The organism is Halomonas eurihalina, from assembly GCF_008274785.1.
GTDB classification, from domain to species: domain Bacteria; phylum Pseudomonadota; class Gammaproteobacteria; order Pseudomonadales; family Halomonadaceae; genus Halomonas; species Halomonas eurihalina.
In genome coordinates this window covers 347,334-364,345 of record NZ_VTPU01000001.1, presented here as the reverse complement: position 1 = coordinate 364,345, position 17,012 = coordinate 347,334, and the positions used below count along the sequence as shown (strand labels likewise).

The 17,012-nt window shown below is 62.8% G+C and carries 16 protein-coding genes; 11 read left to right on the top strand and 5 right to left on the bottom strand.

The genetic code is table 11. The features are described 5' to 3' along the window. Positions 1–44 precede the first annotated feature (44 nt). Entirely contained in the window at positions 45–1,043 is a 999-nt protein-coding gene (locus tag FZZ93_RS01870; RefSeq protein ID WP_149320625.1) for a LacI family DNA-binding transcriptional regulator, read from the top strand. Between the two features lie 63 nt (positions 1,044–1,106). On the opposite strand, the gene FZZ93_RS01865 is transcribed toward FZZ93_RS01870, so the two are convergent. Then, positions 1,107–1,484, bottom strand: coding sequence for a YjiS-like domain-containing protein (locus tag FZZ93_RS01865; protein WP_149320624.1), 378 nt, complete (start codon positions 1,482–1,484; stop codon positions 1,107–1,109). A gap of 156 nt (positions 1,485–1,640) precedes the next feature. On the opposite strand from FZZ93_RS01865, the gene FZZ93_RS01860 reads away from it, so the two are divergent. From FZZ93_RS01860 to FZZ93_RS01840, 5 genes are all read left to right on the top strand, one after another. Then, positions 1,641–2,540: a LysR family transcriptional regulator gene (locus FZZ93_RS01860; RefSeq protein WP_149320623.1), complete on the top strand. Its 900-nt coding sequence runs from the start codon at positions 1,641–1,643 to the stop codon at positions 2,538–2,540. 304 nt (positions 2,541–2,844) lie between these two features. Continuing rightward, complete coding sequence (locus tag FZZ93_RS01855) at positions 2,845–3,219, top strand: YciI family protein (protein ID WP_149320622.1); 375 nt, start codon at positions 2,845–2,847, stop codon at positions 3,217–3,219. 12 nt (positions 3,220–3,231) lie between these two features. Beyond that, positions 3,232–3,561: a VOC family protein gene (locus FZZ93_RS01850; RefSeq protein WP_223111752.1), complete on the top strand. Its 330-nt coding sequence runs from the start codon at positions 3,232–3,234 to the stop codon at positions 3,559–3,561. A gap of 147 nt (positions 3,562–3,708) precedes the next feature. Next, positions 3,709–4,323: a glutathione S-transferase family protein gene (locus tag FZZ93_RS01845; RefSeq protein WP_149320621.1), complete on the top strand. Its 615-nt coding sequence runs from the start codon at positions 3,709–3,711 to the stop codon at positions 4,321–4,323. A 102-nt stretch (positions 4,324–4,425) separates the two neighbouring features. Then, entirely contained in the window at positions 4,426–5,763 is a 1,338-nt protein-coding gene (locus FZZ93_RS01840) for an RNA polymerase sigma factor (protein ID WP_223111751.1), read from the top strand. Between the two features lie 20 nt (positions 5,764–5,783). Here the strand turns inward: FZZ93_RS01840 and FZZ93_RS01835 are convergent, their stop codons facing one another. Then, positions 5,784–7,478, bottom strand: a complete 1,695-nt coding sequence (locus FZZ93_RS01835; protein ID WP_149320619.1) for a peptidoglycan DD-metalloendopeptidase family protein — start codon at positions 7,476–7,478, stop codon at positions 5,784–5,786. Positions 7,479–7,671: 193 nt separating this feature from the next. Next, positions 7,672–8,550: a pirin family protein gene (locus tag FZZ93_RS01830; RefSeq protein ID WP_149320618.1), complete on the bottom strand. Its 879-nt coding sequence runs from the start codon at positions 8,548–8,550 to the stop codon at positions 7,672–7,674. Between the two features lie 102 nt (positions 8,551–8,652). On the opposite strand from FZZ93_RS01830, the gene FZZ93_RS01825 reads away from it, so the two are divergent. Beyond that, positions 8,653–9,567, top strand: a complete 915-nt coding sequence (locus FZZ93_RS01825) for a LysR family transcriptional regulator (RefSeq protein WP_149320617.1) — start codon at positions 8,653–8,655, stop codon at positions 9,565–9,567. Positions 9,568–9,648: 81 nt separating this feature from the next. Further along, on the top strand, positions 9,649–10,653 hold the full coding sequence (locus FZZ93_RS01820) for a glutathione S-transferase family protein (RefSeq protein WP_149320616.1): 1,005 nt from the start codon (positions 9,649–9,651) through the stop codon (positions 10,651–10,653). Positions 10,654–10,686: 33 nt separating this feature from the next. On the opposite strand, the gene FZZ93_RS01815 is transcribed toward FZZ93_RS01820, so the two are convergent. Next, entirely contained in the window at positions 10,687–11,139 is a 453-nt protein-coding gene (locus FZZ93_RS01815; RefSeq protein ID WP_149320836.1) for a YaiI/YqxD family protein, read from the bottom strand. Between the two features lie 393 nt (positions 11,140–11,532). Between FZZ93_RS01815 and FZZ93_RS01805 the strand changes: the two genes are divergently transcribed. After that, complete coding sequence (locus FZZ93_RS01805) at positions 11,533–13,206, top strand: DEAD/DEAH box helicase (RefSeq protein ID WP_149320614.1); 1,674 nt, start codon at positions 11,533–11,535, stop codon at positions 13,204–13,206. Positions 13,207–13,347: 141 nt separating this feature from the next. Continuing rightward, positions 13,348–14,301, top strand: coding sequence for a DMT family transporter (locus FZZ93_RS01800; protein WP_149320613.1), 954 nt, complete (start codon positions 13,348–13,350; stop codon positions 14,299–14,301). A gap of 106 nt (positions 14,302–14,407) precedes the next feature. Here FZZ93_RS01800 and argE read toward each other — a convergent pair whose 3' ends face one another. Continuing rightward, the gene (gene argE, locus FZZ93_RS01795) at positions 14,408–15,574 is read right to left on the bottom strand and encodes an acetylornithine deacetylase (RefSeq protein WP_149320612.1); all 1,167 of its coding nucleotides are present in this window, start codon (positions 15,572–15,574) and stop codon (positions 14,408–14,410) included. Between the two features lie 299 nt (positions 15,575–15,873). Here argE and FZZ93_RS01790 point away from each other — a divergent pair, with 299 nt between their 5' ends. Continuing rightward, positions 15,874–16,992 (top strand): alkene reductase, encoded by a 1,119-nt coding sequence (locus tag FZZ93_RS01790; protein WP_149320611.1) that lies wholly within the window; start codon positions 15,874–15,876, stop codon positions 16,990–16,992. Positions 16,993–17,012: the final 20 nt, after the last annotated feature.

The window sequence follows — 17,012 nt, the reverse complement described above, 5'->3', positions numbered from 1 at the left end:
GACGCCGAGGCGTGCGACGAGATCGAGGAGGATCACAACCCGGCATGACCAACATTCGCAAGGTGGCCGAACTGGCCGATGTCTCGGTGGCGACGGTGTCGCGTACCCTGAAAACGCCCGACATCGTGTCGCCGGAAACGCGCGACAGGGTGCTGGCCGCTGTCGAGAAGGCCGGTTATCGGCCGAACATGATGGCGGTGCAGTTTCGCTCCCAACGGACACGCAACCTGGTGGTCCTGGTGCCGACCATCGCCAATACCTTCTTCGCTCGGGTGATCGGTGGCATCCAGGAAGCGGCCCAACGCAGGGGGTACGGCATCCTGTTGTGCAATACCCTCGGCGACGAACGCACCGAGCGGGCCTATGCCGGCATGGTGTCGACCCGTCAGGCCGATGGCCTCATCCAGCTGCGCGCCTACGATCCCTTCACGACACTGAATGGCCAGGAGCGACCGCCGATGGTCAATGTCTGCGAGGTGCTCGATGAGGCACCGTGCCCCACCGTCAAACTCGACAACCGTGCCGCTGCCCGGGCGGTGACCGAGCATCTGCTGTCGTTGGGGCACCATCGTATCGGCATGATCAAGGGACCGCGCAACAGCCCCTTGACTCGGGATCGTCTGCTGGGCTTCCAGGATGCTCTGGCGGCCGCCGGCCTGACGCCGGATAAAAGCCTATGGTGCCCCGGCGATTTCACGCCGCCTTCGGGGCATCGGGCGGCCGGTGACCTGCTGGCTCGCACCGACCCGCCCACGGCGATTTTCTGCGAGAACGATGAAATGGCCATGGGCGCGATGCGACGCATCAAGGAGGCGGGACTGCGTGTGCCCGAGGATATCTCGGTGGCAGGATTCGACGACATCGCCTTCGCTTCCTACTGCGCCCCTTCCCTGACGACCATCGCCCAGCCCGCCGAGGATTTCGGCCACGAGGCCGTATCCCTGCTGCTCGACATCATCGATGACCGGGATGACGCAGCGGACCAGCATCGCATCATGCCCTTCGAACTGGTGGTGCGGGAGAGTACCGGGCTAGCTGTCTGACACCCAAGGCGACAAGACAACGCAGGACCGACGGGGGTGTCGGCCCTGCGTGCTCCTTCTTCTTCATGCCGAGTCGGGGCGGTGGTCCACCCGGCGTTCAAGCAGTGCTTGGCAGGCATCTTCTTCGGGCGGCATGCGCGAGATTCGCTCGATCTCGTCACGTTTGAGGCCGAGATCGGCCAGTATCCGGTCATCTTGAGCCAGTAGATTGGCGACCTGACGACGGAATTCGCGGCGACGTCGCCATTGACGGGCCCGATTGACGATCCAGCCTTCCAGAGCGTTGATCAATCCCAGTGGTGGCATGGCCGGCATGTAGAACGTTGGTAGCTGGTTGTGCGGCCGCTCGCCGCCTTCGGCATGCGGTGGCACCTCGATGTCGGGTGCATGACGTGCGTCGCGGCATTGCGGCGTCGGATGCGGTGTGTTGAAAGCATTCATGAGAGCACCTCTCGCGTATGTCCCCTGTGCGGGGGATGGGCCGATGGAAAGATTCCAGGGGTCGCGACCTCGGTGCTCAGGATGGTGCCTGGGGTTTGTTCAATCCAGTGAAAAGGTCTACATTCACGATTCAGAAATTCTGAAAGGTGATATGTCATGGACACCGCTCCCGCTGTCTCGCGTCCCACGGCCTTGCCGCTGCTCGATACCGACGTGCTGCGTTCCTTCGTTGCCATTGCCGAGAGCGGCAGTTTCACGCGGGCGGCCAATCATGTCTTTCGTACGCCATCCGCGCTAAGCATGCAGATCAAGCGCCTCGAGGAGACGCTGGGTCAGTCCCTGTTCGTGCGGGAGGCGCGTCAGGTGCGGTTGACTCCCGAGGGCGAGATGCTGCTGGGCTACAGCCGCCGGCTGCTGCGACTCAACGAGGAAGCGGTGACGCAGTTCCTGGCGCCGTCTCTGGAAGGCACGGTGCGCTTCGGAACGCCCGATGACGTGGGTTCACGGATTCTGCCCCGGGTACTGTCGCAGTTCGCGCGTTCGCATCCCGCCGTACAGGTGGATGTCATGGTCGGTCGCAGCATCGAGCTGCTGGAACGTCTGGACAAGGGTGAGCTCGACCTGGTGCTGGCCACGGCAGGCAATGAAGGCTTTCCCGCCGATCGCGGCGAGGTCGTGCATACCGAACCGCTGGTCTGGGCGGGGCGTGAAGGTGGCGTAGCGCTGGAGCGTTCGCCATTACCGCTGGCGATGGCCAATCACGGCTGTGCCTGGCGACGCATGGCCTTGTCGGCACTGGACGATGCCGGCCTGGCGTATCGCATCGCCTATATCAGCGAGAACTGCTCCGGTCAGGAGGCGGCGTTGCTGGCGGATTTGGCTGTGGCGCCCTTGCCACGAAACCTGGTGCGCACACCGTTGAGCATTCTCGGCGATGATGCGGGACTACCGCCGCTGGGCGATTATCGTGTGCTGTTGTTGCGCTCCGGGCTCGCCGGAGAGGCCACGGATGTGCTGGCCGGGCATGTGGTCGATACTTTCCGGGGCATGCGTTAGGGAAACACTGCTTAAATGTCTACGCGTGCAAATCGCTGTGTTGCGCGGTGCTCGAAAGCTCGCCTAACTGACTGTTATGTCTTGCTTTCTGTGCTCCGTGCGCCTTGCGATTCACTACGCTCGCCAATTTATGCAGCGTTTCCTTGGTCGTCTACATGAAATACGAGCCAGAATGCAGCTCGAAGCTCGAAGCTCGAAGCTCGAAGCTCGAAGCTCGAAGCTCGAAGCTCGTCGTGACATCTGTCGAATCCGGGTCCCGCCAGACGACTCAAGGCTGAACGACCACAAGAAAGGAGAGAGCATCATGAAGTATCTGTGTCTGGTCTACAGCGATGAAGAGCTCCTGCACAGCTTGCCGGAGAGTCCGCGGGACGAGGAGTGCCTGGCCTATGCCGAGAGCGTCCAGGAAAGTGGTCGTTTGGTCGCCGGCGAGGCTCTGGCTCCGGTGCAGACCGCGACCACCGTCAGGGTGCGCACCGGCAAGACGACCATCACCGATGGCCCCTTCGCCGAGACCAAAGAGCAGCTTGCTGGTTTCTACATGGTAGAGGCGCGGGACCTGAACGAGGCACTGACCATTGCGGCCGGCATTCCGGCGGCCCGGGTGGGCAGCATCGAGGTGCGTCCGGTGCGCGAGCTGGAAGTGCCGGCACGCTCGGCCGCCGGCGAGCGTGGATGAGGAGGGCATGATATGCACATGAATCCCTATCTGATGTTCGACGGCGACTGTGAGGCCGCCATGACCTTTTATGCGGAGTGCTTCGGTGGTCGCATCGAGGCGATGGAGCGTTATGGCAATGGCCCGCAGTGCGATGGCGAGATGACCCTGGATCCCGACAAGATCATGCATGCGCGATTGGTGGCGGATGGCTGGATGCTGATGGGCTCGGATTGTCCCCCGGCTTACATGAAGACGCCGCAGGGGTTCTCGGTTGCCGCGCACGTTGAGGAAATCGAGGAGGCCGAGCGCTTGTTCAGCGTTCTCTCGGCCGGCGGCCAGGTCGAGATGCCGCTACAATAGACCCACTGGGCCATACGCTTCGGCATGTTGGTTGATCGCTTCGGCACGCCCTGGATGATCAATTGCGAGGCGGCTGACTGAAAAAAAGAAAGTCGCGATGTCAGCATATGCGTGCCCGCGTGACGGGCCATCTCGACGGGAGGTTGCATGCAACTCTATTACGCCGATGTCCTCAAGCCTCGCTCGGTCTGTGCGGTGGCGCGCTTGCTCGAGTCGCCTATCGAATATGTCTACCTCGACCTGGGCAAGGGCGAGCACCTGACACCTGATTACCGGAAGCTCAATCCCAATGCCAAGGTGCCGACGCTCGTCGACGGGGAGCGCGTCCTGTGGGAATCCAATGCCATCATGTGCTATCTGGCCGACAAGGCGGGTACGTCTCTGTGGCCCCGGGATACGGCGCGTCAGATCGATATCGTGCGCTGGTTCGGCTGGAATGCCGAGCACTTCACCGCTTGCAGTGGCGCCCTGTACTTCGAGTACGTGATCAAGCCACGGTTTAGCCTGGGAGAAGCGGATGAAACGGCGGTCGAGTCGGCCCTGGCGGACTTCAGGCGCCATGCGGCCGTTCTCGATGCGCATTTGCAGGGACGTACGTATCTGGTGGGAGAGACGCTCAGCGTGGCGGACTTTGCCGTGGCGGTGACGCTCCCCTACGCTGATCAGGCAAGGCTTCCGCTGGAAGAGTTTCCCGATGTACAACGTTGGCATGACCAGTTGAATGCGCTGGATGCCTGGCGATCGCCGTTTCCCGCGCACTGATGGCGCCATGCCAAAGCGTTTCCGAGATGCGTGGGAGAAGAGCATGCAACGAAGTGGTCATGGGCGTTGGCGACCGATTGAAGCGCCTGGAAGATGGCGGACATGAGTGCCCGGGTACACGCTCTGGTCGAGCGCATCTACCGCGACGAGTCGCGTCGCGTGCTGGCGACCCTGATTCGCTACCTGGGGGATTTCGATCTCGCCGAGGAGGCATTGCACGATGCCTTCATGGCGGCGGTGGACCAGTGGCCGCGTGAGGGTGTTCCCGACAAGCCTCGCGCCTGGCTGGTGTCGGCAGGACGTTTCAAGGCCATCGACCGATTGCGACGGCGGGCCCGCTTCGATGCGTCACAGGGAGCGCTTGCCGAACGGCTCGATGAAGCCCCGCGAGGTATGGGAGATCCCGCCGATATCGAAGCCGTGGAGGACGACCGGCTGCGGTTGATCTTCACCTGTTGCCATCCTGCCTTGCCCGCGTCCGCGCAGGTAGCGCTCACCCTGCGCGAGATATGCGGCCTGACCACCGAGCAGATTGCCCATGCCTTCCTGACCCGACCCACTACCGTGGCGCAGCGAATCGTGCGGGCCAAGGCCAAGATCCGCGATGCCGGCATTCCCTATCAGGTGCCCGAGGCCACTGAGTTGTCGGAACGTCTGGAAAGCGTGCTTAGCGTGATCTATCTGGTGTTCAACGAAGGCTATGTCGCCTCGGTGGGCGAGCGGATGACGCGAGGCGAGCTGGCCGAAGAGGGCATACGGCTGGGCCGCCTGTTGCTGGACTTGCTGCCGGACCCGGAAGTCATGGGGCTGCTGGCGTTGATGCTGTTGCACGAAGCGCGTCGTGTGTCGCGGACCGATGTGGCGGGTGAGCCGATACTGCTCCGCGATCAGGATAGAGGCCTCTGGAACCGCACCATGATTGCCGAGGGGCGGACACTGCTCGGGCGTGCCTTTGCATCCGGGGAAGTCGGAGCCTATACCCTTCAGGCCGCGATTGTGGCGCTCCATGCCGAGGCGGCCAGCGTCGAACAGACCGATTGGTCGCGTATTACCGGGCTTTACGATGTGTTGGTTCAGGCCTCGCCATCGCCGATCATCGAGCTCAACCGGGCCGTGGCCGTGGCCATGCGCGATGGTCCCGAAGCGGGGCTGGCCCTGGTCGACGCGTTACTGGCTCGTGGGGAACTGGTCGATTATCGGCTGGCGTATGCGGCGCGCGCCGATCTGTGCTGCCGGCTTGGCGACAACGAGCGTGCCCGGGTTGCCTATCGACAGGCGTTGAGTCTCAGCGAGCAACTTCCCGAGCGTGCCTTTCTCGAGCGGCGGCTGGCGGAACTGGGTGACATTGTTGCCTCGGAAAACATTGTTGCCTCGGAAAACATTGTTGCCTCGGAAACGACACCGCCCCACCGTGAAGAAGGTGGGGCGGCGAGCTCATAGGCCTTGCGAAGCGATGCGCGTCAGCCTTCGTCGTCGTCTTTGTCCTTGGCTTGTGTGCTGGCCACGACCGTTCCGGTCTGGCCGCTATCCAGGGCCGCAAGTACCGGCCCGGTCTGTTGCTTGAAACTGGCCAGGGCCTTGCCGCTCAGGCTGCCACCTTCAGGCAGGGCGACCTTCATGGCATTGACCTGGTTGTTGTCGACCAGCACTTCGTAGTGCAGGTGAGGCCCCGTGCTGCGCCCGGTATTGCCGGACAGGGCGATGCGTTCGCCCATGGTGACATGGTCTCCACGGCTGACCAGCGGCTTCGAGAGATGTAGGTAACGCGTCTTGTAGCCGTTGTCGTGGCGAATGACGATGTATCGTCCCGCCGCCGGGTGATTGCCGACCTTTTCGACGCGGCCGTTGGCCGGCGCCTTCACTGCCGTGCCGGTCGGCATGGCGAAGTCGGTGCCCTTGTGGGGGCTGATACGGCCGGTCACCGGATGATGGCGGCGCGGATTGAAGGGCGAGCTGATTCGGTAATGGCCTTCGAACGGGTAGCGATTGAACGAGGGATCGAGGCTTTCACCCTCCGGAGTATAGAAGTTGTTGTCCTGAGGATTGCGGATCAGGGTGAGATCCATGCGCGAGCCATCGTATCTGACGGCCTGGATGCGTGGGTCGAGGCTCTGACCGTCGATGATGTCGGATTCCACGAGGACCTCGAAATGATCGCCGCGACGTGTGTCGCGGCGAAAGTCGAGTTTCTTTTCCAGCACTCGGGAGAGTTCGCTCACCTCGGCGCTGGTCAGGCCGGTGGCCTGTGCCGAGCGGGCGAAGCTGCCACTGATGGTGCCGGCGAACATGCGCTGGGTCGACTCTCCGGCGCGTTCGATGGTTGATACTTCGGTGCTGCCATCCTCACGCTTGACCAGATACCCGTCGCGCGGGTTGCTCATGATGCGCAGTGCGGAGAGCTTGCCCTCGGCATCGAGCTGATAATCGAAGCGAGTGCCGACATTCCATCGGGTCAGCAGCTTGGGTTCAGGCATCTTGTCCAGCAGGGCCGTGACCTCGCTGTAGCCCATACCGAAACGGTCCTGTGCCAGGACCGTGAAGGTATCGCCGGATTGTACGGTATAGGTCTGCCATTCGGGCACGAAAGGCTCGTTGGCGGCGATTTCTTCCTCGAGGATGATCGGGCCTTCATCAAATAGCTCGAGTTCGGCCTCGCTGACGTCTTCATAGGAGGTGGCGTCAGCCAGCAGGCGCTTGTCCGACGCCAGCATACCGCTGGCCACCGTACCGAGCACGACGGCAATGTGGCGAGCACCCTCATCGATTTGCGGCGCCGCCTCGCTTTCGGGCGTATCGCTCAGCGAGGCGATGCTATCGCGGCCGGCCTGGGCGGCGTTGATGAAGTCGATGTCGACGACTTCACCGGCGGTCAACTGCGAGAGCGGCACATGTTCGCGTGTGGCATCCACGGCGCGCGAGGCGACATCAATCGCCTTGGAAACGGGAGTGCGATCCAGGGTCAGGGAAGGGACGCCAGGACTGGAGTTGGGTTCGAGAGGGACGAGCAGAGTGGCGTTCTGTGCCGTGTCATGCTCGTATCGGGTGTCTTCCAGGGTGGAGACGATCTTGTGAGCGCCCAGCACGGTAACCATGGTGGCAACGGGTAACAATAGTAACTTGTGCGTGCGGGGCAGCGAATGGAGGATTCGCATCATGAATTTGGGCCGTCGTGACTGAATGAATAAACGTAAATGACATATAAATAGGCATGAGAACCATAACCCATGAAACCGGGAGTGCCTAGACTATATATTCATACAGTAAGCCGCCGTTTCGCCCCGTTACCTGGCGGGGCGAGCAGCACAAATCAAATCGAACGCTGTTTGTTAAGAGCGACGATGCCATGCCTCAACGACCCTTGGCAAGCCCTTTCTCGGCCGGGGAAACCGCCAGGGTACCATCGCGATAATCCCGCATGGCCTGCTCCAGCTCGTGTTGGTGATTCATGACGAAAGGACCGTGATGGGCGATCGGCTCATGGTGAGGCTCGCCGGAAAGCAGCAGGATCCGGGCGTTTTCGGTCCCGTACAGTTCCAGAGTATCGCCCTCGCCGAAGCTGGCCAGTTCGCCATGCGTCAGATTGTCGCTGTTGGCCGTCAGGCTGCCGTCGAAGACGAATACCAGTAACCGGGTGGCGTGGCACAACAGCGACAGGGACGAGCCTGCATCAAGGTGGAGAAGGGCCACCGCACTCTGGCCGGCCAGGGCATCCAGAGGCCCTTCAATAGTCTGGCCATCCGTGGTTTGCCAGGTGCCGCCCAGGGCGATCAGTTCTGCACCAGGCGCCGTGAGACGTGGCATGTCCTCGGCGCGCACATCGCGATAGGTGGGTTCGCTCAGCTTGTCGCGGGCCGGCAGATTGATCCACAGCTGGAAGGCATGTAGCCCTTCGGCGTCGGTGAAAGGCGTTTCGCCATGGATGATGCCGTGCCCGGTATGCATCCACTGAGCGTCGCCGGCGCCGATGCTGCTGTGATGGCCGAGGTGATCCTCATGACGCAGGCCACCATGCACCACATAGGTGAGTGTCTGGATGCCGCGATGCGGATGGGGCGGAAAGCCGCCGATGGCATCGTCTCCTGGTGCGGCGATGAGTTCGTCGAGCATCAGGAAGGGATCGAGGCCGCCACCGAAATCGTGCAGGCGCAGGATGTCGACGCCATCACCGTCACGGCTGGGCTGACTGCGTTGGCGGCGGGTTACGTGGCGTGGAATGGGAGTGTTCATGAAGGCATCTCCTGAGTAATGGAGGTAATGACTAGCATTTTAGGCCGATATTTTCGAAAATTAAGCGCATAGTTTTGGAGTTAGCATTCGAGGGAATCGAAAATGTCGCGTGTCACGCTTGCGCAATGGCAGATGCTTGCCGCGGTGGTCGATCATGGGGGCTTCGCCCGTGCCGCCGAGGCCATTCACAAGAGTCCTTCCACGCTCAACCATGCGGTTCACAAGCTGGAGGAGCAGTTGGGTGTCGAGGTGCTCGAGCCGGTGGGGCGGCAGGTGCGCCTGACCGAGGCGGGTGAGCTGTTGTTGCGGCGTGCCCGTCAGCTCCTGGAAGGGGCCGAGGCCCTGGAGGATGTCGCCGAACGGCTTGGCGAAGGGCTGGAAGCCGAGATCGTGCTGAGTGTCGATCAGATCTTTCCTCCCGATGTTCTGGCACGCGCCATGGAAGCCTTTTCTCGCGACTATCCGCATGTGCGGGTGCAGCTTCACGAGTCGGTGCTCAATGGCGGGGTCGAAATGTTGTATGACGGCTCCGCCGATCTGGTCGTCTCGGGACTCGCCGCCCAGGGGTTCCTCGGGGAACCCTTGGTGTCGGTGCGCTTCATCGCCGTGGCGCATCCCGAGCATCCTCTGCACAAGCTGGATCGCGTCCTGGACCTTCGTGACCTTGAGCAGCACCGTCAACTGGTGGTGAGGGACTCGGCGCAGCGCCAGTCGCTGGATGCGGGCTGGTTGAAAGCCGAGCAGCGCTGGACGGTCAGCCATCTCAGTACCTCCATTGACATGCTCGAGCGTAACCTGGGATTCGCCTGGGTACCGGAGACGCTGATCGAGGCCTCATTGGCGAGTGGCCGGCTAAAGCCATTGCCGCTGTCGGCTGGCGGTATACGGGAAGCGCCCATGCAGTTGATCCATCGCGATCGTGACCGCGCCGGCCCGGCGACCCATGCCATGGCGCAGCATTTGCGTGATGAAGTGGCGGTCTGCCCCGATGCTCGAAGAGTTGATAAAATCGAATGAATGTCGCCAAAAACTGCGCTTGAGCATCAATAATTTCGGCTTAAGCTGAGATCAAATTGGCTGTGAGAGAGGAGTGGCGACATGGGCCTGCTGATCGAGGGACGCTGGCATGACCAGTGGTACGACACCGAGCGGCATGGTGGGGAATTCGTCCGCGAATCCGCCAAGCTGCGCGACTGGGTGACGGCTGATGGCAGCCCGGGGCCGGATGGGCAACCCGGCTTGCCCGCCGAGGCAGGGCGCTACCATCTGTATGTCTCGCTGGCGTGCCCCTGGGCGCATCGCACCCTGATCATGCGTCGCCTCAAGGGTTTGACGTCGCTGATCGACGTATCCGTGACCAGCCCGCTGATGCTGGATCAGGGCTGGAGCTATGATCGCGACGAGGGCTCGAGCGGCGACCCTCTAAACGATGTCGAATTCCATCATCAGCTCTATACCTTGACCGACTCCCGGTATACAGGCCGCGTGACCGTGCCGGCGCTGTGGGACAAGCGTGAGGGGCGCATCGTCAACAATGAGTCGGCGGAGCTGGTGCGCATGTTCAATGGGGCCTTCGACGGTCTCTCCGGCAACCGTCTGGACCTCTATCCCGAGGATCTGCGCGAGACCATCGATGCCGTCAACGCCGATGTCTACGATCACGTCAACAACGGGGTCTACAAGGCGGGATTCGCCACCGAACAGCCGGTCTACGAGAAGCACGTCAGCGCGCTTTTCCAGTCGCTGGATCGTCTTGAGGCGCGTCTTGCCGAACAGCGCTACCTGGCCGGCGAATGGCTGACCGAGGCGGACATTCGACTGTTCACTACCCTGGTGCGCTTCGATGCGGTCTACCATGGACACTTCAAGTGCAACCTGCGCCGCCTGGAAGACTATCCGAACCTCTCCCATTATCTGCGCGAACTCTACCAGTGGCCGGGTGTTGCCGAGACGGTGAGCTTCGATCACATCAAGCGCCATTATTACGTCAGCCACGGCAACATCAACCCGACGCGCATTGTCCCTGCCGGCCCGCTGCTGGATCTCGAACGCCCTCACGATCGCGAGCGCCTACCGGGGAAGGGAATACGTCAGCGCGGCTGAAGCCTTGTCTCTTCCAACGGCATAGCCGCGTTCTCAGGTCGCGTTACGCGCCAGCCAACGATCCAGCGCGTTGGCGAATTCACGCCGGTCCACGTCCGAGTAACCCTTGGGACCGCCGGTGTGTTCACCACTGGCTCTCAGGGTCTCCATGAAGTCCCGCATCTGGACCCTGGCGCGAATGTTGCTCTTGTCCAGGGCTTCTCCCCGGCTGGTCATGACGCTGGCGCCGCGCTCGATGGCGGCCATGGCCAGGGGCAGGTCGGAGGTGATGACCAGATCCTTCTCGGCGAGACGGTCGACGATTTCGTCGTCGGCCGCATCGAAGCCGTGACTCACCGTCAACCCCTTGACCCATTTCGATGGGGGGAGGGGGACTTGATGATTCGCCACGAAGGTGGTCGTTATGGCGGTCCGTTCGGCGGCACGCACGATGATCTCGCGGGCGATTCGGGGGCAGGCGTCGGCATCGACCCACAGGTTGGGCATATCGGGGTACCTCGAGGAAAAGGACTGGTCAGGGTGGCGCGACGATGGTAGCATGTGCGCTCCTCGCATGTGCTGACCCCACCATCATGACGACGCGACCCGTTCACCAACGTGAATGCGGTGGTCGACAACGCCGGGCCGAGGCCCAAAGCGTTTGAACTGTGTAGATGGAGCGCCGACGAGAATTCGCTACCCGTGCGAATTCGGCGCAGACGGTCGCCACGACGATGCACTCGCCGAGTTGGCGAGTCAGTATCGGATGCTAGGTGCGACCGGCGTCCCCGACTCCGCTTAAGACTCCCGCAATGTCGGGACCTTGACTGTATGCCAGGTGTACGGGACGCCATGACTGATGTTTTTTGCCGGTGATCCCGGCCTACCAAGGTGTGATTCATGACCTCGACTTCCGTCGCCTCGCCGAGTTTCGGCGATCTGGCCCTGCTGCCCGCCGTTCTCTCCGCTGTTGAGACACTCGGTTACGCAACACCGTCACCGATCCAGGCACAGACCATTCCGGCATTGCTGGAAGGCCGCGACATGCTGGGCCAGGCCCAGACCGGTACCGGCAAGACCGCTGCCTTTGCCCTGCCGATTCTCTCGCGTCTCGAGCTCGAGCGTCGCGAACCCCAGGTGCTGGTGCTGGCGCCGACCCGTGAGCTGGCGCAGCAGGTTGCCGCGTCCTTCTCCAAATACGGCCAGAACCTCAAGGGCCTGGAAGTGGCGACCCTGTGTGGCGGCATGGAATACCGCGACCAGTTGCAGGCGTTGCGCCGTGGCGCCCAGGTCGTGGTCGGTACGCCGGGTCGTATCATCGATCACCTGAATCGTGGCAGTCTCAAGCTCGGCGGGCTTTCCGCGCTGGTGCTCGACGAAGCCGACGAGATGCTGCGCATGGGCTTCATCGACGACGTCAAGCGCGTGGTCGCCGACACCCCGAAGGACGCTCAGCGCGTGTTCTTCTCTGCGACTTTGCCCACCGAGATCGAGCGCATCGTCAACCAGTACCTGGTGGAACCGGTCAAGGTGACCATTGAGTCGCGAGCCTCCAGCGGCGACAACATCGAACAGCGCCGGGTGCGCATCGATGGCGGTGCCAAGCTCGAAGCCCTGGCACGCATCCTTGAAGTGGAGCCGGTCGATGCGGCGATCGTCTTCGTACGCACCCGGGCGGCCTGCACCACCTTGATGGAGCAACTCTCGGCGCGTGGGCTGAGCGTGGCGAGCCTGTCCGGTGATCTGGATCAGAGCCTGCGCGAGCGTACCATCACGCGTCTCAAGCGCAGCAAGATCGATGTGCTGATCGCTACCGACGTGGCCGCGCGTGGCCTGGATGTGCCGCGTATCACCCACGTCATCAACTATGACTTGCCACAGGATGCCGAGGCCTATACGCATCGTATCGGCCGGACCGGTCGTGCCGGTCGTGCCGGGGTGGCCATTACCTTTGCCGGCAACCGCGAGGGCCGCAAGGTTGGCTGGCTCGAGCGTGCCACCGGTCGCAAGATGGAAGATATGGAGTTGCCCGACGAGGCAGCCATTCGCGCCCATCGTGACGAGGTCTTCCACCAGCGCGTGATCGGCTCACTGACCAAGGATGCCGACACCCAGCATGATCTGGTCGAGCGCCTGATCGCAGAAGGCTACGACCCGGTCGAGCTGGCCTGTGCCTTCGCTGCCCTGGCGCGAGCCGACGAAGCGCCCATTGGTCGCCTGCAGGCACCGCGCAAGGAGCAGCGTGCACCTCGCGAGGGGAAAGCGCCGCGTCGCGAGCGTGGTTCCAGCGAGGGTATGATCCGTTACCGCGTCTCCGTGGGCCACAAGGATGGCATCAAACCGGGCCAGCTGGTTGGCGCCCTGGCCAACGAAGGTGGCATCGAAGGCAACCGGATTGGCCGGATCGACATCCGCAATGCGTTTTCCGTCGTCGAGTTGCCCAGCGGCTTGCCGTCCAGCATTCTAGCCAAGATGGCACGCGCCCGGGTCGGCGGTCGTCCGCTGGAAATCAGTGAAGATCGCGCGCCGCGTCGCCAGCGCGACGATGATTCAGGCCGTCGCGCACGGGCCTGATGATGGCACCGCCTGGCAAGGGCGGTAGCTGAGAGGCATCCAAACAGGCCGGGGACATTCCCCGGCCTGTTTGCTTTTATGAGCCCTCTTGGATGATGTTGGGTAAACAACGGTTGGGTAAACAACGATGAGGAACCAACCATGTGGAAGCGACTGCCGTTCCGCCTGCGGGGCTATCTGATCACCATGACCGGCGTGCTGCTGCTGTCGCCGGATGCCCTGTTGATCAAGGATACACAGGCCGGGGTGGCGACCTTCATGTTCTGGCGCGGCCTGCTGTTGGGGAGCGTGCTGCTGTTGATTGCCATCTTGCGCTATCGCACGCAGTTGCCGGGCGCCATTCGTGCCTGTGGTGCCGCAGCTTGGTGGTGTCCGCTGGCGTTCGCCGGCAGCGCCTGGGCCTTCGTCGGCGCTGCGCGCCTGACCGCCGCCGGCAATGTACTGGTGATGATGAACCTGGCACCGCTCGTGGCGGGGCTGATCGGCATGCTCGTCTTCGGTCAGCGGTTGCGCCGTCAGACCTGGGTGGTGATTGCCGTGTGCGTGACCGGTGCCTGCCTGATGGCGGTGGGCGAGATCGGCCAGGGGAGTCCGTTGGGGTTGGCGATCGCGCTGTTTGTGCCGATCTCCATTGCCGTCAATACCACAGTGGCGAGCGTCCAGCGTGGCGACCGTCAACGCGGCGTGGATACCACCGTCGTGCTGCCGCTGGGCTGTCTGGCGATGCTGGTGCCGGCGGTACTGCTGGGAGGCGCACAACTACCGCCGCCCGAAGATGTGCCGCGCCTGGCACTGCTGGCGCTGTTTCTGCCGGCCGCCTACTTCCTGATCCAGACCGGGCCGCGTTATCTGCCCGGCGCCGAGGTCAGCCTGGTCATGTTGCTGGAAACCTTGGTCGGTGCCTTGCTGGTGTGGTGGTGGCTGGACGAGGTGCCGCCGCCGCTGGCTTTCGTGGGCGGCGGCATAATCGTTGCCGCCATGCTGATCAGTGGGCTGCGCGATCTCCATCGGCAACGCCGCAAGGCCGCCGCCGGTGCTCCGGACGAGCGCCTCCTTCAGGAACAGGCCATGCAGGAAGCGGCGAATACCGACTAGTTGGCTGGCGTTGTCCGCTCACCGGACACCACCAGGCTGGCAAATCGGGCCAGCAGAGCGGCGGCATCGGGCGTTTCTGTGTCGCCGATCTTGATGATCCAGAGCTTCATGCCGTCATTTCGTTCGACAGGCGTTCGCCGAGTGCCGCCATGAAGCGTTGTCCCGCCAGCAGCTGTTCGTGTTCGATGTATTCGTCCGGTTGATGGGCCTGGCTGATGCTGCCAGGGCCGCAGATGAGCGTGGAGAGTCCCTGACGCTGGAACTGACCGGCCTCGGTGGCGTAGGCGACGGCCGAGGTGTCGATGTCGTCGTCCAACAGGGAGCGGCAGAGGGTCAGCACCTCGTCGTTGTCGCGGTCGGCCAGGGCCGGCACCGTGACATTCAGCGCTTGGGTGACAATGCCGGCCTCGGGCGCGGTTTGCTGCATTCTGGCTTCCAGCTCGGCGGCATAGGCATCGATGCGCCCGAGCAGTTCATCGACGTTGTCGCTCGGCAGGTGACGAACTTCCCACTCGAAGGTGCATTCCCGGGCCATGATGTTGATCGCGGTACCGCCTTCGATGCGGCCGACATGCAGGCTGGAATGCACCACATTGAAGGCCTCGTCGACGCGCCCTTCGGCCTTGAGTTCGGTCATCACGTCTTCGATCTTCGTCACCAGCCGGGCGGCCACATGGATGGCCGACACGCCCTGATAGACCTGACTGGAGTGCGCGGCGCGGCCGGTGACCGTGGTGTGCAGGTTGGTCGCGCCTTTCTGCGCCACCACCGGCTGCATCAGGGTGGGCTCGCCGACGATCACCGTCGAGGGGCGAGGGTGGTCGGCCATCAGCCGCTCGATCATGCGCGGTGCTCCGACGCAGCCGATCTCTTCGTCGTAGGAGAAGGCCAGCCACAGGGGGCGTTCGAATGTCATCTTCACCCAGTTGGGGACCTCCGCCAGGACGCAGGCGATGAAGCCTTTCATGTCGCAGGTACCGCGACCGTAAAGGCGGCCGTCGTCGCCGTCGCGCAGTACGAAGGGGTCGCTCGACCAGGGTTGGCCATCTACCGGAACCACGTCGGTGTGCCCGGAAAGCACCACGCCGCCTTCCACCGCCGGCCCGATGCGGGCCAGCAGGTTGGCCTTGCCGCCATCGTCGCTCTCGATGCGCCAATGTTCGACGCCATGGTCGTCAAGCCAGGCCTCGACCCACTCGATCAGGGCCAGGTTGGAATCTCGTGACACGGTGGCAAAGCCCACCAGGCGTTCCAGTATCTCGACAGCGGTCACGGCGCACTCCTGGTCAAGGGTTCGTATCAAGGGTTTGTGGGAGATTATCACGTGGGTTGGGCTTGCCGCAGTGTCTGGCGTGCGAGTTCTTTGTGCCAGAGCTCTTGTTGCCAGAGCTCTGGTTACGAGGGCCCTTCGCGACGAGGTAGCTCGGATCGTCATGATAAGCCCCAACTATCGGGTCAATGGTCGCACTGGTTTTGCGAAAATTATTAACAAGCTTATTGTGTGCATCACTTGTTTTCCGACCAGGGCGTCGCCATAACTGCCAACGCCCATTCGCCACAGGAGTCGAATCGATGACCGACACGACACTTTTCACCCCTTTTCAACTGGGCAGCCTGAGCCTGCCCAACCGCGTCATCATGGCACCACTGACCCGGGCGCGTACGCCTGACAGCGTGCCCGGCAAGCTGCAGCAGGTTTACTACGAGCAGCGTGCGGGGGCCGGTCTGATCATCAGCGAAGCCACCAACATTTCACCGACGGCCCGTGGCTATGTGTACACCCCGGGCATCTGGACCGATGAGCAGGAAGCGGGTTGGCGACAGGTCGTCGAGGCCGTGCATGCCAAGGGCGGGCGCATCGCCCTGCAGCTCTGGCACGTGGGGCGTGTCTCTCATGAGATGGTTCAGCCCGATGGCCAGCAGCCTGTGGCGCCCAGCGCGCTCAGGGGCGAGGGTGCACAGTGCTTCGTCGAGTTCGAGGACGGCTCCGCCGGACGTCATCCCACCAGCACCCCGCGGGCGCTGGAGACCGACGAGATCCCGGGTATCGTCGAGGATTATCGGCAAGCCGCTGTGCGGGCCAAGCGCGCCGGCTTCGACATGCTGGAAGTGCATGCGGCCAATGCGTATCTGCTCAACCAGTTTCTCGCCACCGGCACCAACCAGCGAACCGACCGCTATGGCGGCTCGATAGAGAATCGCGCGCGCTTCCCGCTGGAGGTGATTGATGCGGTGTCCGAGGTGTTCGGCGCCGATCGTGTGGGCATTCGTCTCACGCCTTTCATCGAGATTTTCGGCCTCAGCGACGATGAGCCCGATGCGATGGCTTTCTACCTGGCCGAGCAGCTCGATCAACGCGGCCTGGCGTACATCCACCTCAACGAGCCCAACTGGGCCGGTGGCGATACCACCTTCCCGGAAGGCTTCCGCGAGCAGATGCGTGAGCGTTTCAGTGGCGGGCTCATCTATTGCGGCCACTACGACGCCGAACGGGCCCAACAGCGCCTGGCAGAAAACACCGCTGACCTCATCGCCTTCGGTCGGCCGTTCATCGCCAATCCCGATCTGCCCGAGCGCCTGCGCACTGGTGCCGCGCTCAACGAGCCGGATCAAGATACCTTTTACGGTGGCAACGAACAGGGCTACATCGACTATCCCTTCCTCGACAACGGCTATAACCAAACGGCCTGATGGCAGTGGCCTCACGTCCG

Bases quoted from the DNA above. Each gene is read 5' to 3' on its own strand.
- FZZ93_RS01805 (WP_149320614.1), top strand. From the start codon at position 11,533: ATGACCTCGACTTCCGTCGCCTCGCCGAGTTTCGGCGATCTGGCCCTG.
- FZZ93_RS01845 (WP_149320621.1), top strand. From the start codon at position 3,709: ATGCAACTCTATTACGCCGATGTCCTCAAGCCTCGCTCGGTCTGTGCG.
- FZZ93_RS01840 (WP_223111751.1), top strand. From the start codon at position 4,426: ATGAGTGCCCGGGTACACGCTCTGGTCGAGCGCATCTACCGCGACGAG.
- FZZ93_RS01790 (WP_149320611.1), top strand. From the start codon at position 15,874: ATGACCGACACGACACTTTTCACCCCTTTTCAACTGGGCAGCCTGAGC.
- FZZ93_RS01815 (WP_149320836.1), bottom strand. From the start codon at position 11,139: ATGCCCAACCTGTGGGTCGATGCCGACGCCTGCCCCCGAATCGCCCGC.
- FZZ93_RS01820 (WP_149320616.1), top strand. From the start codon at position 9,649: ATGGGCCTGCTGATCGAGGGACGCTGGCATGACCAGTGGTACGACACC.
- FZZ93_RS01860 (WP_149320623.1), top strand. From the start codon at position 1,641: ATGGACACCGCTCCCGCTGTCTCGCGTCCCACGGCCTTGCCGCTGCTC.
- FZZ93_RS01825 (WP_149320617.1), top strand. From the start codon at position 8,653: ATGTCGCGTGTCACGCTTGCGCAATGGCAGATGCTTGCCGCGGTGGTC.
- FZZ93_RS01800 (WP_149320613.1), top strand. From the start codon at position 13,348: ATGTGGAAGCGACTGCCGTTCCGCCTGCGGGGCTATCTGATCACCATG.
- FZZ93_RS01830 (WP_149320618.1), bottom strand. From the start codon at position 8,550: ATGAACACTCCCATTCCACGCCACGTAACCCGCCGCCAACGCAGTCAG.
- FZZ93_RS01870 (WP_149320625.1), top strand. From the start codon at position 45: ATGACCAACATTCGCAAGGTGGCCGAACTGGCCGATGTCTCGGTGGCG.
- FZZ93_RS01865 (WP_149320624.1), bottom strand. From the start codon at position 1,484: ATGAATGCTTTCAACACACCGCATCCGACGCCGCAATGCCGCGACGCA.
- FZZ93_RS01835 (WP_149320619.1), bottom strand. From the start codon at position 7,478: ATGATGCGAATCCTCCATTCGCTGCCCCGCACGCACAAGTTACTATTG.
- FZZ93_RS01855 (WP_149320622.1), top strand. From the start codon at position 2,845: ATGAAGTATCTGTGTCTGGTCTACAGCGATGAAGAGCTCCTGCACAGC.
- FZZ93_RS01850 (WP_223111752.1), top strand. From the start codon at position 3,232: ATGCACATGAATCCCTATCTGATGTTCGACGGCGACTGTGAGGCCGCC.